We start from the raw sequence: 24,282 nt of genomic DNA, 5'->3' as shown, positions 1-24,282 counted from the left end.
CACAGATGAATGTGACGGAAGCAAGAAACATTGCAGGACGTTACTAAGAATTTCTATCCTTGGAAACGGCTGCGACCCAATTGTTCCAGTTCTTTGCACTGCCGGCAAAGACATTGATATCGGTGGGACCGCTGATGCCGGGAATGACGCCGGTCGAGGTATATTGCCAGAAGGCCCAGCGGCGGTCGGAATAGGTTACCTCGGGGTGTTTCGCCACCGAACGAACCCAGAAATGATAATCCTGGAAGTAGCCGGCGAGATTTTCGCGGTGGAAATCGACCGAGGTATAAATGATCGGGCGCTTGCCGTAATAGGCTTCCAACCGGTCCATGAAACGCTGCATTTCGGCGCGCACCGTTTCAGCGTCGGGGCGGTAGCGGCAGGTCTTCGATTCGGCGTTCCATTCGACGTCGAGCACCGGCGGCAGGCGCATGGCCTCCTTCGGTACGTTGCGGATGAACCAGTCGGCCTGCTGATCGGCCGAAGAGCAGAAATAATAGAAATGATAGGGAGCGTGCGGGATGCCGGCGGCGCGGGCTTCGCGCCAGTATTCGTCGAAGCGCGGATCGACCCTGTCCTTGCCTTCGGTTGCCTTGATGAAGGCGAAAGCGACACCGGAATTCTTCACCGTGCCCCAGTCGATATCGCCTTGCCATTTGGAAATATCGATGCCGTGGACCTGGTTCTGCTGCGGATGCTTCGGACCGAAATCCTGCGGATCGGTATCCTTGAAGCGCGGCTTCGGCTTGATCGACGCCGTTTCGAGGTAGTCATAACCGGAGGAACTGCAACCGGCCAGCATGATGGCCAGGGGCAAAACGCAAAACAAAAGCCGGCGCATGGGCGTCCCGTCGTAGCTCGAATGATCTCTTTGCCCCACAACCTGACCTTCGAAAAAGACGAGTCAGCAGAGGATAACCCTCTTTTCACCATATCAACGTAAAAAATCGGTTAGTTTCAAGCGAATTATGAGCGCTTGCTGATAATAGCTGCCCGCCAGGCATAACCGCCGCCGACGGCATCGAACACCAATGTCGCGTTGTTTTCATGGGCTTGCGCTTCCAGGACCTCGCGCAGATCGGGGCGCGGCGTGACGTGGAATTTCGCAAGCCAGGACTGCACCATGCGCCGGAACCAGCCCGGCAAGCCTTCCTGCTGGCCGAAATCGACAATGTGCAGTTGGCCGCCGGGATTGAGTGCGGCGATCGAAGCATCGACGGCGCGCTCCCAGTCCGGGATCATCGACAAGGCATAGGAGATCAGGATGCGGTCGAAGCCGCTGACGCCGAATTCACGCGGTGTGAATGCCGTGGCGTCGGCGACGCGGAATTCCGGGATCGTCGCCTTGGTGGCGAAGGTCTTGCGTGCCGAAATCAGCATCTCCTGGGAAATGTCGAGGCCGAACAGCTTGGCGGTCGGGAAATGCCTGTGGGCGAAGGCCATGTTGCGCCCGGTGCCGCAGCCGACTTCCAGAAGGCTGCCGCCTTCGGCCACGTCGAGATTGCGGATCGTGCTGTCGCGGCCGAGAAGATAATATTTGCGGGTCAGGTCGTAGATGTGCCGCTGGTAGCGGTACATGCCATCCATGAGGCTGGCATGTTGGTCGCTCTGTCCTGCCGTCTCAGTACCGACCTTGCTCACGCCTTCTTCCCGTAGATGTGGAAGCCGCCGTAGATTGCCGAGCGATCGAGCGCAGTCAGTTCACGCGACTTTTCCTCGAAGTAATCCCATTGGCCGCGGATCGCCGGAGCCAGGCGGCCTTCGATGATGCTCTTTTCGGCGGCGGTGCGGAAGATCACGCGGGCGCCTTCGCGCGCCGTGCGGGTGATTTCCGTCCAGACGTCGTTCAGCTGCTCGTCCGTCATCCAGTCCTGCGCGTCGAGCAGAATGTAGCGGTCACGCGAGGCGGCCGGCTCGCGGGCCAGAAGCTCGGTGAAGCTTGCGTGGTGAACGTTGACGCGGTCGACATTGGCGCGGATCACCTGATAGTGCTCCGACTTCAGATAGGTCGGCAGCGGGCCCTCCGCTTCGGTGCCGTAACGGCGGCCGAAGGCCTGCCAGGCGAAATAATTGTCGCTCATCGGGAAATGACAGGCGAGCTTTTCCAGGCGATGCTTCAGCACCGGTGCGATCGAATGATCGGCGGCAAGGCTTGCGAGTTCGTCATATTGCTGCGGCGGAATGCCGAGGCCGAAGAGCGAGCTCTTACGGCCGGTAATCCAGCGCACGACCGGCTTTTCGAAGAGCGGCGCGATCTGCTCGTCGAAGAACTGGCGCTGCTCGCGGATCGAGCGGGTCTTGGTCATCTCGCGCAGTTTGACGCCATGCAGGCGGGCAAGAAGGTGGGCCGCGCCGATGAAGCGGCCGAGCAGACCCGTTTCGTAAATGTTGCGATCGAAAACGGTGACGCGGCGGCGGCCGAACTTGCGGCCGTTCCAGTAGCTGCGGGTTGCCTCATCGAGGCGGGCGGCAAGATGCTGGTCGTAGGCACGGCTGTTCGACTTCTCGTTCGGCATTGCCAGGAAGCGGACGAGATCGGCGTGACCTGGAAGATGTTTGAAGGCGGCAAGCTTCAGGCGGTTCAGCGCGATGTGGTGCGGGTTGAGATCGACGACGTCGATCGAGGCCGGCGCCTTGGAGAGATAGGCGAGCATGTTGCAGCCGCCGGAGCCGATGGTAACGATGCGATGATTGGGCTTCAGCTCCATCGCCTGCATGTCGAGATCCGGATCCTCCCAGATCTGCGGATAGACGAGGCCGGAGAAAAGAAGGCCGAAGAGACGCTCGGAAAAGCCATCCTTCGAAAAGGCCTTATGGCGGAGAAGGGCATCCTTGAGTTTCCGGTTCTTGCGGAAGCCGGCATCCGGTGCAAATTCTGACATGAGTCTGTCACCTTTTTAGCGTTCAGGGCGTGTAGCGCGCCTCTGCTACAGTTTGATGACGCGGGCTGTGGGGGAGCCGTTCCTGGGAGGCTTCGGCCTCCTCCGGAGAGCGACCGGAATGGCACTCCTGGGAAAGTGATCGGGACGATGGTCCTTCTTCGCTTCGGCCCCTTTCCGGCGCGTGTGATTCCTGCTTCTCTCCCGGCATGGAGGAATGCCATGCGATTTGTCCTGCGTATCATGAAGGCGCTTGCTCTCCTTCCCGTAGTCATCATCGTCGCCGCGGCCGGCTGGCTGTTCATCCGGCCACCGGAACTGCTCAGCGTCGGCGACGGTTATGCCGCCAAGATCGTCTGCTCCAACGTGTTCATCGCCGGCCGGGAGGCGGAGGATGTGCTCCATGACGACGTCCAGGCGCCTGGAAATCCGCTACTGCGGCTGGTGCGTGTCAGCGTCGACCCCGACAACGATCGCGTGACGGCGCGCTTCATGGGACTGTTTGCGCCGAGTTATGCGCTCTATCGCGGCGCTTTCGGCTGCACGAGCGTCCCGGACGGCAATTTCGAGGCGGCTGCGAAGGCAGCGCCCTTCGATCCGCCGGCCAAAATGCAGGCGAATGACGCCTTGTGGCCGGAGGGCGAGGGGACCGGCAATCCGGCGGACGGGAAGATCGCCGCGCTGCTTGCCGATGCCGGAATTGCCGGCCCGGCAATGCGGGCGATCGTGGTGGTGCGCAATGGTCGCATCGTCGCTGAGGCCTATGGCCCCGGCTTCTCGGCGAAGACGCCGTTGATCGGCTGGTCGATGACGAAGACCGTGAATGCGGCGGTCCTCGGCCGGCTGATGCTTGGCGGCAAGGTCTCCTTCGACGATGATAACCTGTTGGCGCAGTGGAAGAACGATGCGCGCGCCAGAATCAAGGTTTCCGATCTGCTCGGCATGGAGAGCGGCCTTGCCTTTAACGAAGACTATGGCGACGTCGCCGATGTCACGCGCATGCTCTATCTCGATACCGACATGGTATCGCTGCCGGCCAATGCACCGATGGAGGCAGCGCCCGGCCAACGCTTCCGCTATTCTAGCGGCACGGCCGTGCTGCTCTCGCGCATCTGGATGGACAGGGTCGGCAATGCTCAGGCGGCTTTTTCCTATCCGCACGACGCGTTGTTTGCCCCGCTCGGCATGACAAGCGCCGTATTCGAACTCGATGCGCGCGGCACGTTCGCCGGAAGCTCCTATCTTTATGCGACGGCGCATGACTGGGCGCGCTTTGGGCAGTTCCTGCTGCAAGACGGCGTGTGGAACGGACAGCGACTGTTGCCGGAGGGTTTTGTCGGCGCCATGCGCACCCCGACGGCGGCTTCGAACGGGCGGTATACGCAGGGCCAGGCCTGGCTCGCACCCGGTCGCGGCTCGAGCGCTGAGGCCGGGCTGCCTGAGGATACGTTCTGGTTGACGGGCCATGACGGGCAGAGCATGGCGATCGTGCCTTCCGCCAATCTGGTGGTCGTCAGGCTTGGCCTGACGCCGAGCAGGCTCGACTATCAGCCGCAGACGCTGCTGAAGGCGATCCTGGCGGCATTGCCACAACCGGGAGAGCAGCAACAACAGGCCGGATCGCAACAACAGACCCAGCCGCAGCCATAGGCTGGGGCTTATTCAGCCACTATCTCTCCTGCATATTCAAGGGATGGCTGTAGTTTCAGCCGGTCTCAATAGTTACCTTGGGCGATGTCTGTCATGCCCTTGCGCTTGGCGTCATAATAATAGCCGCGCGCATAGAGGCGGACGGCATCGTCTTCCCGACTGTCGGAAACGAGCCATGCGCCGCGCAGATATTTCGCGGCATATTTGATGTTGGTCTCGGCATCGAAGAGGCCGCCCGGGGCACCGTCGTAACCCATGGACTTGGCGGTGTTGTACTTGATCTGCATCAGGCCGAAATAGCCACGCTTGTTGTAGGCCTTCGCATTATAGCGGCTCTCGCGATGGACGACGCGATGGAGAAGAGTCTCGGGAATTTCGTAGATTTTCGAATATTTCTGGATGAGCTTGGTGACAAAGCTCTTCTCGACGGTCGGCGCATCGTCTTTGTCGTCATCGCTAAACATCGGCGGCGCCGTCGGCGGATCGATCGGCCCGGTTTCGTCGAAACCGTAGTCCATGCTGGCGCGCGGGGTGGTGTCGACGGCGGCAAGTGCTGCAAGCGCGCTGTTTTGCGGTGTCGCTGCAAAGGCAAGCTGCGTCGTCGGCTGGGTCGGCGTTCCAGGACGCGGCGTCGGCACGACGGACTGGATCGCCGTCATTTCGGGCGTCAGCGGGATCTGCGCATAGGCCGTCGGCTGCATGGTAAGATCGCCAGGCTGAGAAGCTGTCACGGCCGGCATCGCTGTTGCGGTCAGAGAGGAGGATGCCTGGGGAATGGTGGCGCCTGCCACCGCCTGACCGGCTACGCCTCCGGCTGTCGGGATCGCGGCGAGTGTTGCATCTTCACCGGGTTTCGGCATCGGCACGACGGTCTGCCCGGCTGTCAGTTCGGCCTGGGACGTATATTCGACGCTCGTACATCCCGTCATCACGCCGCAGAGTATCGTCGAGACGACAAGACTGCGTTTCAGGCCGGATAATCCGATCGCTACCATTCCGCCACTTTCGTGAAATCGCGCCGCCCCGGCAGCGTATAAAAGTTACCAAAAGCCTAAGTCCCTGGTGACCCCATTAACCTATTCGTGGCATTCCGGCAACCACGGAATATTACTAGGCTGCAATACGGCGATACCCGGCCGTTACGGCCCCTGCAGCGATCAGCAGAGTGCCTCCGGTGCGGTTTACAGCGCGCTGGATGCTCGCCTTGCGAATCAGTCCGCGCGCGCTATGGGCGAGAAAGGCGTAGGTGGAAGCGTTGAGGATCGCCAGCACGAGGAAAGTCGCTTCCATGATCGCCATCTGCCCGACGAAGGGCAGGGCCGGATTGAGGAACTGCGGCACGAAGGCGACGAAGAAGATGATGCTCTTCGGATTGAGGGCGGTGACGACATAGGCGTGGAGGAAGATCTTGACGGACTTCTCCTCCGGCAGGTTGTCGTTGTCGGCAACCGGTTCGCCAATGATGGGAGCCCGCCAGAGCTTGATTCCCAGCCAGATCAGGTAGGCGCCGCCGATCCACTTCAAGACAGTGAAGAGGGTCGCGGAGGCGGCCAGAACGGCGCCGAGACCGAAGAGGGAAGCCGTCATCGCCGTGAAGTCACCAAGCGCCACGCCGCCCACCGTCGCGAACGCCGTCCTGCGTCCATGACCGAGCGCATAGGAAACGACGAGCAGTATCGTCGGCCCCGGTATGGCCAGCATGATGGCGGATGCGGCCGCAAAAGCGAGCCAAGCTTCAAGTGACATGGTGTCTCCTCCTATTCCTCAGGAACAAGCAAAGACATCATATTAACCATCCGTCAATCACGCTTCTTTGTATTTCTGGCCTATATTGTCCATGACTTCGGCAAACCATGCCGTCGAAAGGTCAAAAGCCTTGCCGCCCTTGATGCGCGGGAATTCTATAGTGCGCAATTTACCGTTCTGGCCTTCATCATGGCCGGTGACGCCGGAGACTTTATTGAGCGCGCTTTCGACGGCGAGATCGACCATGCTCTGGATCAGCCTGAGGTCATCGGCGTTAGCGGGCGCCGAGCGGGCAAAATAGCCCGATTTCTGCACGAGGGAACGCTCGGCGTCGAGGAGATTGGCGAACTGCTTTTGGAACCAGGCGCCGACATTGATCGTGTCGATCTTCACATGGCCGAAAGCATCGCGCTTGACGGTCTCGCCGGCGGCTTCGCGCTCGGCGACGATGGCGTCGAGGCAGGCACCTTCCGAGACGAAGACCGTGGCGTGGCCGTTGCGGTCCATGCTTTCCTTCAGGCGGGCGGCCTCGGCGTCGAGGTCGAAGGCCATCTCAGGCAGGTAGACGGCGTCGATGCTCTTCAGGTGCGCGTCCATCATCAGGCCGTCGACATACTGGTTGCGGCTGGTGCGCTGGAGATAGGCGCGGGCGGTGGCGGCCGTCAGCCAGCCGCAATGGCGGCCCATGACTTCATGGATGACGAGGGTGCGGGGGGCGGCCGTCTGTTCGTTGCCGACATTGTCGAAGAAATGCGCCCCGACTTCGGCGGCCGTCCAGGCGCCGAGCGACTGGCGGATCGGCACGACGTCGTTGTCGACAGTCTTCGGCAGGCCGACGACTGTGAGATCGTAGCCGTTGGCGGCGAGGTAGGCGGCAAGATCGGCGGCCGTGGTGTTGGTGTCGTCGCCGCCGATCGTGTGGAGAATGGTGATGCCGTCATTGGCGAGTCGTTCGGCGGCGATCCGCAGCGGGTTCTCGCCTTCCTTGACCAGGCCGCGCTTGACGCAGTCGGCGGCATTGGTGAGCTTGACGCGGCTATTGCCGATCGGCGAGCCGCCGTAGCGGTGCAGAAGCGGCGCCTTTTCGCGTATCGCTGGGGTGATCTCGATGCTGTCGCCGAGGAGCACACCCTGGTAGCCGGACTTGTAGGCGACGATTTCGAGCTCGGGCGCCACGTCGCTATAGCGTTCGATGAGGCCGCCGACGGCGGATGAAAGACAGGGCGCCAGGCCTCCGGCGGTCAGCATTGCGACTTTCTGTTTGGCCATGATCCCTCCTACGGTGTTTCGGTGCGGCAGCGTTAGCTAGCGCATGGATGCGGCAGGGAAAGGGCCCTGTAAAGTAAAGAATTTACGAAAAATGCGCCACTCTGCCGTGTCGGACCGCAAAGGCGACGGGAAGTGCTGATATAATCGTTTCAAGCCCGATCTACGCGACGGGAATTCCCGTGGAAATTTCCGTCGCGCGCTCTGGAACCAGGTACCAGGGCAATGCCGGCGACCGCCGGCCATGCCCTCATGCGAGATGAAAGTGGGCGTGATGAATCGTTTGCTGCGGTGCGACAATTACCAAATCGTGAAAACTGTGTTCGGCCCTACGACCAATAGTCGCCTTGCAAAGGCTACGATTCTTTGGTCAAGCTGTTTCTCTATAAGTTGACAAGTGTGTGAGATTTTCGATGTCCTTCTGGGAAAAACTGTTGAATGCCATTGGCAATACTGCAGGCAATGCGCTGTCTGCGGTGGTCGAGGCTATCCGCACGGTTTTTGAAGGCGATCCCGAGACCCGGCGTAAGGTGGCTTTCTCCGTGGCTATCATCGCTCTGTCGGCCAAGATGGCCAAGGCCGACGGCATCGTCAGCGAGAAGGAGGTCGAAGCCTTCCGCGAAATCTTCGAGTTTCCGCAGGATCAGGCGAAGAATGTCGCCAGGCTTTACAACCTCGCGCGGCAGGACGTCGCCGGCTACGAAGCCTATGCCGAACGGCTCTCCACGCTCTGCGTTACCTGTGCGGCCAATTGCCCAGTGTTGGAAGACGTGCTCGACGGCCTCTTCCACATCGCCAAGGCCGACGGGCTGATTCACGAAAAGGAACTGAATTTCCTGCGCCATATCGGCGAGATCTTCCAGATGAGCGAGACCCGCTTCGAGCAGATTGCCGCCCGCCACGTCTCGTCCGGCGGCGATCCCTACAAGGTGCTCGGCGTCTCGCCTTCGGATGATTTCCCGACCATCCGCCGCCGTTACCACGGCCTCGTCAGCGAACATCATCCCGATCGGTTGATCTCGCGTGGCGTGCCGAAGGAATTCCATGTGATCGCCAATGAGCGCATGGCTGCGCTGAACGCGGCCTATGAGGCGATCGAGAAGGAACGCCGCGCAGCATGACCTCTTTCGAGGCCGACTGCAGAAGCGCGCGCGTGCAGCCTTCGCCGAACCATGGCGAGCGGGCGGACGGGCGCCGTCCCGACATGATCCTGCTGCACTATACCGGCATGCCGACGGCAGATGGTGCGCTCGACTGGCTCTCTCGCGCCGAGAGCCAGGTTTCCAGCCATTATTTCGTGCATGAGAATGGCGAGGTGGTGCAGCTCGTGCCGGAAATGCGGCGTGCCTGGCATGCGGGAAAAAGCAACTGGCACGGCGAGACCGATATCAATTCGCTGTCGATCGGCATCGAGATCGCCAATGCCGGCCACCCCGGCGGGCTCCCTGATTATCCGAAAGAGCAGATCGCCGCGGTCATTGAATTGTGTCGCGACTGTGTCAAACGTTGGTCGATCGTGCCGGAACGGGTGCTCGGGCATTCCGATGTCGCCCCGATCCGCAAGGTCGATCCGGGCGAGAAATTTCCCTGGGCCGAGCTCCACCGGGCTGGCATCGGGCACTGGGTCGAGCCGGCAACGATCACCGGCGGGCGCTTCTTCCAGCGCGGCGATACAGGCCAGCCTGTCGAGGCGCTGCAGTCGATGCTGTCGCTCTATGGTTACGGCACTGAAATCACGGGCGAATTCTCCGAAAAAACGGCAGGCGACGTGGAAGCTTTCCAGCGGCATTTTCGGCCCGAACGGATAGATGGCATCGCCGATTTCTCGACGATCGACACGTTGCACCGGCTGCTGTCGACTTTGCCGCGTTATTCCTAATTCCTCGACAATTGCTGAAACGCCGAATTTTGCACTGCAGCGCGAAATTCGGCCTGCCACATCATTTCCCTATTATCTCCTCATTGCGATGGTCTAAGAACGTCCGCCAAGCGGTGCTCGGGGTTGTTTTCGAGTTAAACCACGGGCGCTATGTGAAATGATAAGAATTACCGCGAATCCGATCGGTACTTGATCTGGAATTCATTATGACAGCGAGGCGCGCCGTCCGGAAATTCTTTGGGTCGGAGTGTTCAAGACTACATGAGAAAACTGATTGTTGTTGCTGCAACATGCGTTGGCATGGTGCTGGCGGGAAATAGCTTTGCCTTTGCGAATGATTGGGGCGTGCGAGCCGATACGTCGGTGAAGAAAGTCGAGCGTCCTTCGAAGAAGATAGAGCGTCCGTTGAAGAAAGCGGAGCGGTCGGTCAAGTCGGCGAAGCGTCCGCTCAAGACGGCGGAACGCCCGCTGAAGACGGTCGAGCGTCAGAGCGGTTATGCCGTCGCCAATGTTTCCGGCAATTCCTATTCCGCACTGATCAGCAAATATGCGAACCAATATGATGTACCGGTTGCGCTTGCGACCGCCGTCATCCGCATCGAAAGCAATTTCAATCCGAATGCGCGGGGCAGCCACGGTGAAATCGGCCTGATGCAGATAAAGCCTGCAACTGCCCGCATGATGGGCTATTCCGGCAGCGCCAAGGGCCTGTTCGATCCGGAAACCAACATCAAGTACGGCATGAAATATCTGGCTGCCGCCCATGATCTCGGTGGTGGCGAGACCTGCAACACCATCCTCAAATACAATGCCGGCCATGGCGCCACGCGCATGAACCCGGTGTCCAAGTCCTATTGCGGCAAGGTTCTGGCAATGCTCTGAGCCTGAAGCGATTATCCCTGACAAGCTGGATGATTCAAGATGATTGCCATGGTATCGCTGGAATTTAGCGAGGTGGGATATGGCAGTCGATTTCAGGTTCATCATCATCGGACGCGGCATGATGGGTGCAGCCGCCGCACGGCATCTCTCCTCGATGGCCGACGGCGTTGCACTGATCGGCCCGCGTGAGCCGGAGGAGCGCAAGGGCCATCACGGCGTCTTCGCCAGCCATTACGACGAAGCGCGCATCACCCGCACCTTCGACGGCAATCTTGCCTGGGGAACCTTCGCCGCCCGCGCGCTTGACCGCTACCGCGAGATCGAGGCAAAGAGCGGCATCTCCTTCTATTCGGAGGTCGGCTGCCTCTTTGCCGGTCCAGCGCCAGAGAGCGAGCAGGACTATATCGAAAGGGCGCTGACGGTTGGCCGGACGCTCGGCAGCGATATCGAGATCATCGCGCCGTCGGAACTCGGCCAACGTTTTCCCTATCTTGCCGTCGATCCCGATTTCACAGGATATTTCGAGCGCAAGCGCGCCGGCCACATCAACCCGCGGGCGCTGGTGCGCGCGCAGGCCAAGCTTGCCGGACAGGGCGGCGTCTCGTTGATCGAGGCCACCGTAACATCGGTGCGCGATGCCGGTTCCCATGTCGAGGTAACGGCCGGCGGCAGAAGCTACAGCGCCGAGCGCGTGCTGGTCGCCGCTGGCGGTTTCAGTAATTTCCATGCCCTGCTGCCGCGTCCCGTCGATATCAGGGTCATGGCGCGAACGGTCGCCTTCTACGAGATCGGCGAACGCGAGATGGCGATCTTCGGCGATATGCCGTCGACGATCGTGCTCGGTGACCGGGAAGAGGATCACATCTATATCCTGCCGCCGGTGTGTTATCCCGACGGCAAGACCTATCTGAAACTCGGTGGCGACACCGAGGCGCTTTTCTTCGGCAGGCTGGAGGATGCCGGCGCGTGGTTCCGTTCCGACGGCAGTGCTGCCGAGCGTGAGCATCTCTCGGGTGTCGCCCTGCAACTGATGCCGGAGCTTGCCGGTTGCCCGGTCACCTCAGCGCCTTGCGTGGCGAATTTCACGCCGACCGGTTATCCCTATGCCGGATTTACGCAGTCGCCACGCATCGCGGTGCTGACCGGCGGCAATTTTGTCGCGGCAAAATCCTCCGACGAACTTGGGCGGTTGGGAGCGGTGCTTCTTGCGGAAGGACGGCTCGGTGATGAGGATTTTGGTGGCGAGTTGATGCCCGTCTTCGCTGCTGCATGATTCCCTAAATCGGATTTATTTCAGGAATTATTCAGCAATTCAAAGTGTTACAGCGTCTTTTGCGCGTCTGAAAAGATGCACTGTATTGTTTAGAGGAACTGCATGGCAGTCGATTTCAAATATATTGTCGTCGGCCGTGGGCTGATGGGGGCAGCGGCGGCGCGGCATCTGGCGCGGCAAGCGGATGGTGTCGCGGTGATCGGGCCGGACGAGCCTACCGACCGCAAGGCGCATCAGGGCGTCTTCGCCAGCCATTACGACGAGGGGCGCATTACCCGTACCATCGATCCCGACCGCAACTGGGCGCTGCTCGCCAACCGTTCGATCAGCCGTTATGGCGAGATCGCCCGCGACAGCGGCATCGATTTCTATCGCGAGGTCGGCTGCGTCGTCGTGGCGCCGACGGGCGGCGATTATATCGAGAAGACCCGGCGGGCTGCCGTTTCGCTCGGCGTCGAGGCCAGCCTGCTCGACGAGCAGGGGCTGAAGGCTGCCTTTCCCTTCTTCGCCTTTCCCGATGGGGGCACGGGCGTCTTCGAGGCGAGGGGGGCCGGCCACATCAGTCCGCGCAAGCTTGTGAAAGCCCAATCGCTGCTGGCGGAAAAGGCAGGCGCCACTGTCATCCGCGATCATGTCGTTTCGATCCGCAGCGAAGGTGGATCGGCTGTCGTTGAGACGGCCGGTGGCCTGACCTGTCGCGTTGAAAAGGTGCTGCTGGCGGCAGGCGGATTTTCCATTGCGGAGAATCTGTTGCCACAGCCCGTTGCCATGACGGTTTATGCCCGGACCGTGACGCTTTTCGAGGTAAGCGATGCCGATGCGGCGCGCCTAGCCACGATGCCGTCACTCATTCTCAGGGCGCCCGGCATCGAAATCTACCTGCTGCCGCCGATCCGCTATCCCGACGGCAAATTCTACCTGAAGATCGGCGGCGATCCTGACGATCTGGCGCTCAACGGCGACACGGACATGCGCGCATGGTTCAAGACCGAGGGGCGCGATACGGTGCGCGCGCATCTCAAACACATCGTTGAAGGTCTCGTGCCCAATATCGTGCCGCTTTCGATTTCGACGGCCGCCTGCGTCGTGTCGTATACGAAAAGCGGCTATCCGATGATTGGCTATAGCTCATCGCCCGAGATCGCGGTGCTGACGGGCTGCGCCGGCACGTCGGCCAAGAGCTCGGACGAAATCGGCCGGCTTGGGGCCGAGCTGCTTTTATCAGGCGGAATCAGCGAACAGGGCTACTCGACGGATTTCACACCGCAATTTCGCTAGAGCATTTCCGTTTTTCTCCGGATCACGGAAGTGCTCCCTCTTTTGTTATTACGCAATTCCGGACGCAAAACCGCTGCGCAGTTTTGCTGGAATTGCTCTGAGCGATATCATTTATTTCGATAGCAATTGCGATCTCTCTCGTTTATGGGAGCCCTGCCAGTTGGCTGGGCAGCCGCGCTTTATCAATGCCGAAAGGCGGTAGGGTGAGGAAAGTCCGGGCTCCACGGAAACACGGTGCCGGATAACGTCCGGCGAGGGCGACCTCAGGGAAAGTGCCACAGAAAGCAAACCGCCTGTCATGACAGGTAAGGGTGAAAGGGTGGGGTAAGAGCCCACCGCATCTCCGGCAACGGAAATGGCAAGGTAAACCCCACCGGGAGCAAGACCGAATAGGGATGACGTGGCGGGCCGAAAGGCCTTCCGGCCGGTTTCCAGGCCAGTCATCCGGGTGGGTTGCGTGAGGCAGCGTGCGAACGCTGTCCCAGAGGAATGGCTGCCACGTTCCGGTTCACGCCGGAGCCATACAGAACCCGGCTTACAGGCCAACTGGCGATTAACTCTTATGGTTTCGTTCCACCGGGGATTTTAGCGACTACTTGCTGTCGAGCTGCTGAAATTCCATTGCGTGCCGACGCGAACTCCAATGAAAAGTGCTCTTATCTGCTTTCAAGGTTCAAGTTGCTTATGCACGAATATTGAAACCACTAAACATTCTTCTTGCAACCAGCGGAGGAATAAGGCGTATTTGCTTTGACAACTCAGTTGGGTGGAGAAATGGCTAAGCAAACTGTAAAATCTACCGAAAGCAAATCTGAGGCGTTGTCGAAAGTTGAGGCCGAACTAAAGAAACGTCGATCGCAACGCTCGTTCCCTGCATCTACGCTAGAAGAGCCATTGGAGTTTGCTAAGGCAATTTTCCGCATTGGTAGCGGACAGCCCGTGAGACGCTTCACGCTGTTTGATCAGCTTGGAAAGTCACCAGAGAGCGGTGGTTCACGACAGCTCATCATTAATTCCGGAAAATACGGTCTTACGAAAGGTGGCGTGCAGGCCGAGAATATCGAATTGACTGCGGAGGGTTTGAAGGCCGTAGACGATCAAGTCAACGAGCGTGATCGGGCTAAGATAAAAGCGCAGTTAGCAATCACGAACATTGAGCCATTTCAGAAACTGTACGATAAATTCGTCGGCAATAAATTGCCGGCCCATGCAGTGCTGATCGATGCCGCAAAGGATGTTGGAATCGAACCAGCCCATGCTGCAGAAGCCGTTGATACTTTTGTGGTGAACCTGCGCTTCGTCGGCTTGTTAAAAACCCTATCTGGGGCGGAAAGAATTATTTCGAATGATATGATGCTCGGTGATCTGCCGGCCGCCCCGGCAAATGAAATGCTGCGTCACGCTGCTGTTGCGGCATCAACTAGCATCGTTACATCCGAGCATGCTCAATTCGAAAGCACCTGCTTTTACATCGCCCCGATCGGAGAAGAGGGATCTGAGGCGAGGAAACATTCCGACTTGTTTCTGGGGACGATTGTCGAGCCGGCGCTTGAGCAGTTTCAACTAAAAGTAGTCCGTGCGGACGCAATTGATAAGCCAGGGGTAATTACGAGGCAGATAATTGAATACATTATGCGATCTCGCCTGGTAATCGCAGATTTGTCGTTTCGCAACCCGAATGTGTTCTATGAACTAGCCTTACGGCATGCGGTCAAATTATCGATCGTTCAAATAATTCGCGCTTCTGAAAAAATCCCATTCGATGTGAATCAGATGAGAACAGTGGTGATCGACACGACCGACATCTATGCATTCGCTCCCCGTATTGATTCCTACAGGTCTGAGGTAGCAAATCAGGTGCGTCGTGCTCTTGAGCCCGACCATATAGTTGATACTCCCATCTCGATTTACTTCCCCAACATGACGGTTAGCCTCTGATTCCGCATGGCTTCTGCTTGCTTAACCGCGGGGCGCTTGTTGGTCACGCTCTGTTCGACGACGGCTTGTCTCTCTTTGCGACTTTAAACAGGCAAGATCGAATAGGGATGACGCGGTAGGCCGAAAGGCCTTCCGGCTGGTTTCCACGCCAGTCATCCAGCGTGCGAACGCTATCCCAGAGGAGTTGACTGCCTTTTCCGGCGTGGATAGCAAATTTAGGCCCCTGCTACGCTCTCTAAAACTCTCTACACTTCACTAACCATTTGATATGATCCTGCAACTTTCCGTACGCCGTGATTTCTCTTGTTGGGTGCGCATTAATCAGGAATTGATCTTCAAACCAGTTAGCGGCATATCCGCACGCGACGTTATCTGCGACCAACGATTGAAGGGCGACTATGGTTCAGGAATTGATCCGCGAGAAGCTTCTTGCTTCGCAATTTGTGCGGTTTCGATTTGATGAGCCGAGAAGTCCGTGGCCACTTTCAGATTGTTCCCGCTTCTTCCACAATCTCATTCCGCTATGTGAACTGTTGATGGAGATCGACAGCACTACCGTTGAAGATCGGCTCATAGAACACGATACGTACGAGTACGATTTCATGGATATCAATGCAGGGTATAGCTACTTTGTGGATGATCTTACCCACTACGAGGTCATTGAAGAGCCAATGCTGCGTCTCCGACCAATCCATAGGGTCGAGATCCTGTCGTTCAGTTTCAATAGCCCTATCGATTTGTTAGTTGCAACTGGCCGGGCAGTTTCGAGGAACGCAATTGTAAAAATTACTACCGCCTACAAGCATGTCGTCCATCACGCAGCGATGGACCAAAAACTTCGTGCGGAGGCCGACCTAGCGGACCAGGTCGCGTTAAAGGCAAGACTTGAAAATATCAAAACAGCCATCAAAATCCACGAGACGATTAAGGATCCCGAGTTGCAGGATCGTTTCGCGCAGGTTGTGCATGATACCTTTGTACCGCTAGTCTCACCGGATGGCCCAAGGCTCAAGTCTATCGATCTAACTGATGAATCGAAGTATTGAGGCGTATTCAGACGGGTCAACTGGTTTTGGTGTAATCTTCCTCCTGCAAAGACCATGCAAAGGGTATCCACCCCATGTACTTGTTGTGGATGTGCTTGGCCACTGATTGAACGCCGCTCGCTACTTCGTAAAGGTCATCCGGCGATATCCTTCGCAGTTGACCTTCTTTGGTGCGGCCGTTTCTGTGTACGAGGTCATGCCGAATTGAAACAGCAAGTTCAACTTGCTGCCGTGTGTCCTCATCCGGGTAGACCGAGCAACTAAAGACGGCGCGGCAAATCTTGTCGGCCTTCTCCATATCGTGCCAAGAAATCCCCCGCAGCCAAGTCAGCACAGCCTCTCGGTAAGCGAATTCGTTCTCCGCGATATCCCGTATCTTAATTGTGCGATCTCGCCACGTCTCGACCTTGATCACGATGGAGTCGACAACCTTCGTGTCACGCTCGCACATCTCAACGAATGTGTCAGAGAGGAATGTCTCCATCATAGTGATGAATTGCTGGTAGATTAGTTTCGACATTAGCTGGTCGAGCATTTTCGTGACAGTTGCACCGGCCAACGCCTCAATCTCCTTATAGGACTTGTAGAAAACGTCGTAAGGGACGAGCGTGTAATCGGGCTGCTCAGTTGGCACTTCTTCCGGCTCAACGGCCGAAACTGAAAACAGCGGATTTGGAGTGCCTTCGATGAAGGGGTAGCCATCATCGGGCTGAAACTCGATGTGGTGCATTTGATAGCAGCGCGGACACTTCAAGAGTATTTCCGAGCGCTTCGACACTTCGACGGGAATGAACGACGCCAGTTCATGCCCACATTCCGCTGTAGGGCATTCAATGGAGAGTTTGTAGAAGTCGCTCAGATTCGCCATCCACGAATTATGACCGGCGCAATCGGGGCGGGCAATTACCCTTTGTCGTCGTCTTCACCAGCTCGATAATATCTCGCACATTAACTAGAGATGCTTCATTCGAAGTGAGAGTGTTCGCCGCATTGTGCGCGTCCAGCGCGCTTAGCAATGCGGACCAGTCCTGCTTGTGCGTACTCGACATCGACACTCTGCTTCGGCATTCCGCTTCGACGGTTCAGGATCGAGTTTGACGCTTTGACGATGGCGATGGGGTTATTCGATGTGCCGGAAACGTCCGGCGAGGGCGACCTCGGAGCAAGACCGAATAGGGATGACGTGGCGGGCCGAAAGGCCTTCCGGCCGGTTTCCAGGCCAGTCATCCGGGTGGGTTGCGTGAGGCAGCGTGCGAACGCTGTCCCAGAGCAATGGCTGCCACGTTCCGGTTCACGCCGGAGCCATACAGAACCCGGCTTACAGGCCAACTGGCGATTAACTCTTGTGGCGCGACAAAACCCCGAATCCAGAGATCGTTTCGAGATAAGTCACTGGAATCGAACGCTTTCAAGCGGGCGCTGATGCACCCCTCCGGCGGAAATTCTTTTTGCGGAAACGTGGTTGCGCGCCTCTTGCGAGAGAGTGATCCTAACCCTTTGTTAAACTTAACGGGTTATAAATTTTTGATCATGCGTCCACTGCAAAATGGCCGCATCCCATTGACGCCCATATGGTCCCATGCTATCCCAAATGCGCACTGCACCAGGGCAATCACCTGCCCATTCATCGCAAAGCAAAGGCGTCTTCCTCTCCGGAAGCGTCGGAGGGGTTTTTGCTCATCCGGCTTGCGAAGCTGTGCCTGATATCGGGAGTTTCGGGCGTCTTTTGGTCCGGATCCCTGCGGGAACGGATGTTTCGTGTCATGAGCCGCTTCCTTTCGAACGCGACCAACAGGATCGATGCCAAGGGCAGGGTTTCCGTGCCTTCGGCGTTCCGTTCCGTGCTGGCGCAGCGCAATGTTCAGGAGCTCTATTGCTTCCAGGACTTTGTGTTTCCGGCGATCAGCGTCGGCGGTCCGGATCTTCTCGAAAGATTCGAACGGCAGATTGCTGCGGAGGATCCGTTTTCGCCGGATGCGAACGAGATGTCGCTTCTCATTCATGGAGGCGGGGTCTTCATGAAGCTCGACGCCGAGGGGCGGCTGATGGTCACGGATTTCATTCGCGGCTTCACCGGCATCTCGGACGAAGTGACCTTCGTCGGTCGGGCGGATCATTTTCAGCTCTGGCAGCCGCAGGCTTTTGTGGCCGCACAGGCGCAGGCACGAGGGGAGCGCAAGCTGGCGGGCAAGCGTTCCTGAAAGAACGAGGGAACGGAATGGTGGCGAATCCTGGCGGAGGTTCAACTGATGCCGGTGGCGGACCGGTTCGTCACATTCCTGTTCTTCTCGCTGAAGTCCTTGCGGCATTGGCGCCTGCGCCCGGCAAGCTCATCCTCGACGGTACATTCGGTGCGGGCGGTTACAGTTCGGCCATCCTTGCTGCCGGCGCCGAGGTGATTGCGCTCGACCGCGATCCGACGGCGATTGCGGCTGGCCAAGCGATGGTCGCCGCCCATGGCGGTCGTTTCAAGCTTGTTCATTCGCAATTCTCGCATCTTGCCGATCATGCGCCGCAAGGCGGGCTCGACGGCGTCGTGCTTGATATCGGCGTCTCCTCCATGCAGATCGACGAGGCTGAGCGTGGCTTCTCCTTCCAGAAGAATGGACCGCTTGACATGCGCATGTCGGCCGAGGGCGTTTCGGCCGCCGATGTCGTCAACCGCGCCAAGGTCGCCGATCTCATCCGCATCTTCCATTTTCTCGGCGAGGAAAGCCAGGCGCCGCGCATCGCCCATGCGATCGAGAAGCGCCGCGCCGAAAAGCCATTTGAAACGACCCGCGATCTCGCCGGTCTCATCGAGCTCGTTACACCGCGCAAGATGAAGGACAAGATCCATCCGGCAACGCGGGTCTTCCAGGCATTGCGCATCTTCGTCAACGACGAGCTCGGCGAACTGGCGCAGGCGCTGTTTGCGGCGGAAGCGGCGCTGAAACCCGGCGGGCGGCTCGTCGCCGTCACCTTTCATTCGCTCGAAGACCGCATCGTCAAGAAATTCTTCTCCGATCGCGCCGGCAAGGCGTCGGGCTCGCGGCATCTGCCGGTCGCGCATGAGCGGGCGGCAACCTTTGCGGCGATCGGCAAGCCGATGGTTTCGGCAAGCGAGGCGGAGGCCGAGATCAATCCGCGCGCCCGCTCCGCCAAGCTGCGCGCCGGCCTGAGGACGGAAGCCGCCGCCGAAGCCGCGGATATGTCACTCTTCGGGTTTCCCAATCTTGCCAGTCTCGGAAAGCTTGGAGGTTGATATGCTGAAGACGTTCGATCTCGTGCTCATCGGCGTCATGACGGCCACCGCCGCCGTGACCTACACGATCAAGCACCGCGCCGAATTGAAGCTCGAGGAGGTTCATCGCCTCGAAGCCGAGATCAAGCTCGAGAAGGACACGATCGACCTTCTCAAGGCCGACTGGGCGCTGCAATCGCAGCCGAACCGGCTGGAGCGGCTGGTCAAAGCCTACAATGAAGAATTGAAGCTGCAGCCGACGGAATCGACGGCGCTCGTGCATGCCAAGGAATTGCCGATGCTGAAATCCGAGGTTCCCGTGCCTGACGTGACGGAGGCTAAGGCCAGCGCCAAAGGCGCGACCGTGGCCAGCGCCAAAGGCGCACCAGACACCAAGGGCGCGCAAGCCACCGCCAAGGCGCAGCCCATTCCGATGCCTGCGCCACGCGGCGAGGCAGAGGATGCAGACCAGATCGAAACCGGATCGGTGGAGGAATAATGTCGTTTCTTTCCCGCATCATGGTATTGAAGAGCCAGGCGCATTTCTCCGCCGGCGTCTATAACCGGTTCGGCGGTCCTTCCCCCGCCGGCCTGGCGATCGAGGGATCGCGAAAGAAGAAATCAGGGCAGGCAAAAAGCCGCGTCGGCCTGCTGATCCTTGGTTTCATGGGCGTCTACGCCGTCATCGGCGGTCGTCTCGTCGAATATGCGATGAAGGATCAGGAGGTCGTCTCCAGCATTCTGCCGCCCGACCGGCTGATGGCTTCGCGGCCCGACATTCTCGACCGCAACGGCGAGGTGCTGGCGACCGACATCCGCACCGTCTCGCTGTTTGCCGAGCCGAACAAGATCGTCGACGCCGACGAGGCGGTCGAGAAGCTTGCAACGGTGCTGCCCGAGCTCGACGTCAGGGACACTTACAAGAAGCTCTCGGTCAAGACCTCGCATTTCGCCTGGCTGCGCCGGCAACTGACGCCGAAGCAGCAGAGCCAGATCCTGGCGCTCGGCATTCCCGGTATCGGTTTCCGGCCGGAGAAACGCCGCTTCTATCCGGGCGGGGCGACCGCCGCGCACATCCTCGGTTACGTCAACATCGACAACCGCGGTGTCGCAGGCATGGAGAAATTTATCGACGACCAGGGGCTTGCCGATCTCGCCTCCGTCGGCATGACCAGCGACCAGCCGCTCGAGCCGGTGCGCCTTTCGATCGACCTGCGCGTGCAGAACATCGTCCGGGACGCGGTCGTCAATGCCGTCACCAACTTCCAGTCCAAGGGCGCTGGTGCCGCGGTCATCGACGTGCATACGGGGGAAGTGCTGGCGATGGCATCGGCGCCGGATTTCGATCCGAACGATCCGCAGGAAGGCGCCAAGGAGGGTTGGCTCAACCGGATGACCAACGGCACCTTCGAAATGGGCTCGACCTTCAAGACCTTTTCGCTGGCCATGGCGCTCGATAGCGGCAAGGTGAAGATGACCGACAGTTTCGATGCCAGCAAATCGATCTATATCGGCGGCTTCACCATTCACGATTTTCACGGGCAGCGCCGCTGGCTGACTGTTCCCGAGATTTTCCAGTATTCTTCGAATATCGGTACGGCGCGCGTCATCGACATCGTCGGCATCGACGCGCAGAAGGAATACCTGACCAAGTTCGGGCTCTTGACGAAGATGCAGACCGAACTGCCCGAAGTGAAGATGCCGAGCCAGCCGCGCGTCTGGAAGAAGATCAATTCGATCACGATTTCCTTCGGCCATGGCGTTTCGACGACGGCGCTGCAGACAGGGGTGGCGGCTGCTGCTCTCGTTAATGGCGGCAAGCTGATCGAGCCGACATTCCTGCCGCGCACCCGCGAACAGGCCGATGAGATCGCCACGCAGGTCATTAAGAAGACCACCAGCGACGAGATCCGCTATCTGCTCGACTTCAACGGCTACAAGGGTTCCGGGCGTGTCGCCCGCGTGCCGGGCTTTGGCGTCGGCAGCAAGACCGGCACGGCAGATAAGGTGGTGAATGGGCGCTATTCGGCAACCCTGAATTTCAATTCCTTCATCGCCGCATTCCCGATCAACGATCCCAGATATGCCGTGATCACCTTCTGCGACGAGCCGAAGACCGGCGAGAAAGCCTATGGCGGAACGATCTCCGCCGGCACCGCCGGTCCGATCGCCCGCGAGATCATCAGCCGTGCGGCTCCCATTCTCGGCATCGAGCCGAAATTCGGGGAGGGCGGATCGGCCTTGCTGGTGTCTTATTGAGTGTGAATGAATATCGACGCCGATTCGCGAGGGGTGAACCGGCTTCAAGAGAGAAAAGTGCATTCGATGAAATTGCGAGACTTGGCCGGAGATCAGTTTCCGGAACTTGAAGCACAGCTCGAAGGCCCGGCAGGGCTGCTTGATATTTCAGGCCTGTCTTCGGATAGCCGCAAGGTGGCGCCGGGCAATGTCTTCGTCGCGGTCGCCGGCACCAAGGCCGACGGCGCGGGCTTCATCGTGGATGCCGCCGGCCGTGGCGCTGCCGTCGCCATCGCCTCTCAAGCCATCGATGCTTCGATCCCCGTGTTTGCGGTCAAGGAGCCGCGCCGTTTCCTTTCCATCGCCGCCGCGCGTTTCCACGGCAAGCAGCCCGATACCATGGTCGCCGTCACCGGCACGGCCGGCAAAACCTCGGTCGCTTCTTTCACCCGGCAGATCTGGGCGTATGCGGGCCACACGGCCGCGATGATCGGCACGACGGGCGTCGTCTCGCCGACGCGCAACGAATATGGCTCGCTGACGACGCCCGATCCGGTGTCTCTGCACCAGCTGCTGGCCGAACTCGCCGGAGAAGGCGTGACACATGCCGCGATGGAAGCTTCCAGCCACGGTCTCGACCAGTGCCGGCTCGACGGCGTCAGGCTTGCCGCCGCCGCCTTCACCAATCTCGGCCGCGACCATATGGATTATCATCCGACCGTCGAGTCCTATATGGCCGCCAAGATGCGGCTTTTCGATACGCTGTTGCCGAAGGGATCGCCGGCGGTGATCTTTGCCGACGATCCGTGGTCCGCGCAGGCGATCAAGGCCGCGACCGATGCCGGTCATGACATTCGTACCGTCGGGCGAAAGGGCGATTACCTCTCGTTGAAGCGCGTCGAGCACTTCCGCCACAAGCAGATGGCCGAGATCCATATCGGCGGCGAGATCTTCGAGGTGGACATTCCGCTGGCCGGCGATTTTCAGGTGGCCAACGCGCTGGTCGCAGCAGGGCTTGCCATGTCGACCGGTGTTGAGGCGAAGGTTGCGATGGCCGCGCTCGAGAAGCTCGTCGGCGCGTCCGGCCGTCTCGAACTTGTCGGCCATACAAAAGATGGCGCGCTCGCCTATGTCGACTACGCCCACAAGCCGGATGCGCTGGAAAACGTGCTGGGCTCTGTCAGGCCCTTCACCACCGGCCGCGTCATCGTCGTTTTCGGCTGCGGCGGCGACCGTGACCGCGGCAAACGGCCGATCATGGGCGAAATCGCCTGCCGTCTTGCCGACGTCGTCATCGTCACCGACGATAATCCGCGTTCGGAGGAACCGGCCTCGATCCGGGCGGAGATCATGGCGGCGGCGGCCTGTGCCGCGGAAATCGCCGATCGCGCCTCGGCGATCCGCGAAGCGGTCAGCATGCTGAGATCCGGCGATACGCTGATTGTCGCCGGCAAGGGGCATGAGGAAGGGCAGACGATCGACGGCGTCACCCTGCCGTTCTCCGATCATGCGGAGGTGCGCAGGGCTTTGGAGGAGTTGAAATCTTGAGCTGGCTCTGGACGACGGAAGACATGATCGCAGCGATGGCGGGGCGCCCTTTCGGCACGCTGCCCGAAGGCATCACCGGCATTTCCATCGACAGCCGCTCGACTACTCCAGGCGCAGCCTTCTTCGCGATCAAGGGTGACCGCGTCGACGGTCACGACTACGCCTCGATGGCGATGGCGAACGGCGCTTCCCTTCTCGTCGTCAGCGAGGCGAGACTTCCCGCCATGGGTCGCCTGACGGTGCCGATGATCGTCGTGGAAGATGTGCTGGCGGCACTTGGCAGGCTCGGCCTTGCCTCGCGCGAGCGCTCTAAGGCCCGGATCATCGCAGTGACCGGATCGGTCGGCAAGACGACCACGAAGGAAATGCTGCGGCATGTGCTGGCTCCCTCCGGCAAGGTGCACGCCTCCGTCGCCTCCTTCAACAATCACTGGGGCGTGCCGCTGACGCTGGCGCGCATGCCTGAGGATACGGATTACGGCGTCTTCGAAGTCGGAATGAACCATCCCGGCGAGGTTCGGCCGCTGGTGGCGATGATCCGTCCCGATGTCGCCATCATCACGACGATCGCGCCAGCGCATCTCGGCAATTTCAAGAACATCAAGGAAATCGCCGCCGCCAAGGCCGAGATCTTCGAGGGGCTCGAACCCGGCGGCCATGTCGTGCTCAACCGCGACAACGACCAGTTCAATTTCCTCGACCGCACGGCGCAATCGCTCGGCATCGAGCATATCCATTCCTTCGGCCAGCATGCCAAGGCTGAATTCCGGCTCGCAGAATTCAATGGTTCCGACGAGAATTCGACGCTGTGGCTGACGATCGGCGGCGAGACGCTGGAAGTTGCGCTCGGCGCGCCGGGCCGCCATATCGCCGAGAATGCGCTCGCAGCGCTCGGCGTCGTCAGGATCGTCGGCGCCGATATGCAGAAGGCGATCGAAGCGCTTGCGACGCTGAAGCCGGAAAAGGGCAGGGGCAAGCGCCACCGGCTTTCGATCGGCGGCGGCAGCTTCACGCTGATCGACGAGAGCTACAATGCCAATCCGGCCTCGATGCGCGCGGCGATCGCGCTGCTGGCGGCCTCCGAGCCGACCGGCCGCGGACGCCGTATCGCCGTGCTCGGCGACATGCTGGAAATGGGCGACTATGCGCAGAAGGTCCATACCGACCTTGCCGTGCCGCTGCTTGCTGCCGGTATCGAACATGTCTGGTTGGCCGGAGCGGAGATGGCTGCGCTCAAGGAATCGTTGCCGGAAAGCGTCCATGTCGAATATCGCGAGAACACGAGCGAATTGACGGACTATGTATTGAACTCGGTCGCGCCAGGCGACGTGTTGATGGTGAAATCGTCTCTGGGCATCGGTTTCGGCAAGATCGTCGCCGCGCTCCTTGACAAGTTCCCGCCATTTGCCGACACGCAACGCGAATTTTGATCGGGT

21 protein-coding genes and 1 other RNA gene are annotated in these 24,282 nt (G+C 59.5%); 15 read left to right on the top strand and 7 right to left on the bottom strand.

Annotation, left to right across the window (positions count from 1 at the left end; translation table 11 throughout):
* Positions 1–43: 43 nt before the first annotated feature.
* From AC25BC_RS14540 to AC25BC_RS14530, 3 genes are all read right to left on the bottom strand, one after another.
* Positions 44–841: a glycoside hydrolase family 25 protein gene (locus AC25BC_RS14540; RefSeq protein ID WP_128438194.1), complete on the bottom strand. Its 798-nt coding sequence runs from the start codon at positions 839–841 to the stop codon at positions 44–46.
* Positions 842–966: 125 nt separating this feature from the next.
* On the bottom strand, positions 967–1,641 hold the full coding sequence (locus AC25BC_RS14535) for a class I SAM-dependent methyltransferase (RefSeq protein ID WP_128438193.1): 675 nt from the start codon (positions 1,639–1,641) through the stop codon (positions 967–969).
* Positions 1,638–2,882: a BtaA family protein gene (locus AC25BC_RS14530; protein WP_012758304.1), complete on the bottom strand. Its 1,245-nt coding sequence runs from the start codon at positions 2,880–2,882 to the stop codon at positions 1,638–1,640. Before AC25BC_RS14530 ends, AC25BC_RS14535 begins: the two co-directional genes overlap by 4 nt.
* A 219-nt stretch (positions 2,883–3,101) precedes the next feature.
* On the opposite strand from AC25BC_RS14530, the gene AC25BC_RS14525 reads away from it, so the two are divergent.
* A complete protein-coding gene (locus tag AC25BC_RS14525; protein ID WP_128438192.1) occupies positions 3,102–4,529 on the top strand; it encodes a serine hydrolase domain-containing protein in 1,428 nt (475 codons plus the stop codon).
* 65 nt (positions 4,530–4,594) lie between these two features.
* On the opposite strand, the gene AC25BC_RS14520 is transcribed toward AC25BC_RS14525, so the two are convergent.
* From AC25BC_RS14520 to AC25BC_RS14510, 3 genes are all read right to left on the bottom strand, one after another.
* Positions 4,595–5,524 (bottom strand): lytic transglycosylase domain-containing protein, encoded by a 930-nt coding sequence (locus AC25BC_RS14520; RefSeq protein ID WP_128438191.1) that lies wholly within the window; start codon positions 5,522–5,524, stop codon positions 4,595–4,597.
* A 115-nt stretch (positions 5,525–5,639) separates the two neighbouring features.
* On the bottom strand, positions 5,640–6,275 hold the full coding sequence (locus AC25BC_RS14515; RefSeq protein ID WP_128438190.1) for a LysE family translocator: 636 nt from the start codon (positions 6,273–6,275) through the stop codon (positions 5,640–5,642).
* Between the two features lie 57 nt (positions 6,276–6,332).
* Entirely contained in the window at positions 6,333–7,544 is a 1,212-nt protein-coding gene (locus AC25BC_RS14510) for a pyrophosphate--fructose-6-phosphate 1-phosphotransferase (RefSeq protein ID WP_012758300.1), read from the bottom strand.
* 410 nt (positions 7,545–7,954) lie between these two features.
* On the opposite strand from AC25BC_RS14510, the gene AC25BC_RS14505 reads away from it, so the two are divergent.
* From AC25BC_RS14505 to AC25BC_RS14470, 8 genes are all read left to right on the top strand, one after another.
* A complete protein-coding gene (locus AC25BC_RS14505) occupies positions 7,955–8,662 on the top strand; it encodes a J domain-containing protein (RefSeq protein ID WP_003561040.1) in 708 nt (235 codons plus the stop codon).
* Positions 8,659–9,420, top strand: a complete 762-nt coding sequence (locus tag AC25BC_RS14500) for an N-acetylmuramoyl-L-alanine amidase (RefSeq protein ID WP_128438189.1) — start codon at positions 8,659–8,661, stop codon at positions 9,418–9,420. The genes AC25BC_RS14505 and AC25BC_RS14500 overlap by 4 nt, the downstream gene beginning before the upstream one ends.
* A 261-nt stretch (positions 9,421–9,681) precedes the next feature.
* Entirely contained in the window at positions 9,682–10,302 is a 621-nt protein-coding gene (locus tag AC25BC_RS14495) for a lytic transglycosylase domain-containing protein (protein ID WP_128438188.1), read from the top strand.
* A 79-nt stretch (positions 10,303–10,381) separates the two neighbouring features.
* The gene (locus tag AC25BC_RS14490) at positions 10,382–11,575 is read left to right on the top strand and encodes an NAD(P)/FAD-dependent oxidoreductase (RefSeq protein WP_128438187.1); all 1,194 of its coding nucleotides are present in this window, start codon (positions 10,382–10,384) and stop codon (positions 11,573–11,575) included.
* A gap of 102 nt (positions 11,576–11,677) precedes the next feature.
* Positions 11,678–12,853 carry an NAD(P)/FAD-dependent oxidoreductase gene (locus AC25BC_RS14485; RefSeq protein WP_128438186.1) on the top strand — a complete coding sequence of 392 codons (1,176 nt, stop codon included), beginning with the start codon at positions 11,678–11,680 and terminating at the stop codon, positions 12,851–12,853.
* Positions 12,854–13,009: 156 nt separating this feature from the next.
* Positions 13,010–13,407, top strand: an RNA gene (gene rnpB, locus AC25BC_RS14480) — RNase P RNA component class A.
* Between the two features lie 220 nt (positions 13,408–13,627).
* Entirely contained in the window at positions 13,628–14,791 is a 1,164-nt protein-coding gene (locus AC25BC_RS14475; protein WP_128438185.1) for a hypothetical protein, read from the top strand.
* Between the two features lie 398 nt (positions 14,792–15,189).
* Positions 15,190–15,837, top strand: coding sequence for a hypothetical protein (locus tag AC25BC_RS14470; RefSeq protein WP_128438184.1), 648 nt, complete (start codon positions 15,190–15,192; stop codon positions 15,835–15,837).
* Positions 15,838–15,853: 16 nt separating this feature from the next.
* Here AC25BC_RS14470 and AC25BC_RS14465 read toward each other — a convergent pair whose 3' ends face one another.
* Complete coding sequence (locus AC25BC_RS14465) at positions 15,854–16,705, bottom strand: hypothetical protein (RefSeq protein ID WP_128438183.1); 852 nt, start codon at positions 16,703–16,705, stop codon at positions 15,854–15,856.
* Between the two features lie 895 nt (positions 16,706–17,600).
* Here AC25BC_RS14465 and mraZ point away from each other — a divergent pair.
* From mraZ to AC25BC_RS14435, 6 genes are read left to right on the top strand one after another with little or no spacing between them, the layout of a single operon-like run.
* Positions 17,601–18,038, top strand: a complete 438-nt coding sequence (mraZ, locus tag AC25BC_RS14460) for a division/cell wall cluster transcriptional repressor MraZ (RefSeq protein WP_024320776.1) — start codon at positions 17,601–17,603, stop codon at positions 18,036–18,038.
* Positions 18,039–18,055: 17 nt separating this feature from the next.
* Positions 18,056–19,081 (top strand): 16S rRNA (cytosine(1402)-N(4))-methyltransferase RsmH, encoded by a 1,026-nt coding sequence (gene rsmH, locus AC25BC_RS14455; protein ID WP_012758294.1) that lies wholly within the window; start codon positions 18,056–18,058, stop codon positions 19,079–19,081.
* Position 19,082: 1 nt separating this feature from the next.
* On the top strand, positions 19,083–19,559 hold the full coding sequence (ftsL, locus tag AC25BC_RS14450; protein ID WP_128438181.1) for a cell division protein FtsL: 477 nt from the start codon (positions 19,083–19,085) through the stop codon (positions 19,557–19,559).
* Positions 19,559–21,319: a peptidoglycan D,D-transpeptidase FtsI family protein gene (locus AC25BC_RS14445; protein WP_012758292.1), complete on the top strand. Its 1,761-nt coding sequence runs from the start codon at positions 19,559–19,561 to the stop codon at positions 21,317–21,319. Before ftsL ends, AC25BC_RS14445 begins: the two co-directional genes overlap by 1 nt.
* A gap of 6 nt (positions 21,320–21,325) precedes the next feature.
* Positions 21,326–22,846 (top strand): UDP-N-acetylmuramoyl-L-alanyl-D-glutamate--2,6-diaminopimelate ligase, encoded by a 1,521-nt coding sequence (locus tag AC25BC_RS14440; protein WP_017994721.1) that lies wholly within the window; start codon positions 21,326–21,328, stop codon positions 22,844–22,846.
* Positions 22,843–24,276 (top strand): UDP-N-acetylmuramoylalanyl-D-glutamyl-2,6-diaminopimelate--D-alanyl-D-alanine ligase, encoded by a 1,434-nt coding sequence (locus AC25BC_RS14435; RefSeq protein ID WP_012758290.1) that lies wholly within the window; start codon positions 22,843–22,845, stop codon positions 24,274–24,276. The genes AC25BC_RS14440 and AC25BC_RS14435 overlap by 4 nt, the downstream gene beginning before the upstream one ends.
* The last annotated feature ends 6 nt before the right edge of the window (positions 24,277–24,282 follow it).

The sequence above is a fragment of the Rhizobium sp. WSM409 genome, from assembly GCF_057653825.1.
This window is presented reverse-complemented; position numbering and strand designations above follow the sequence as displayed.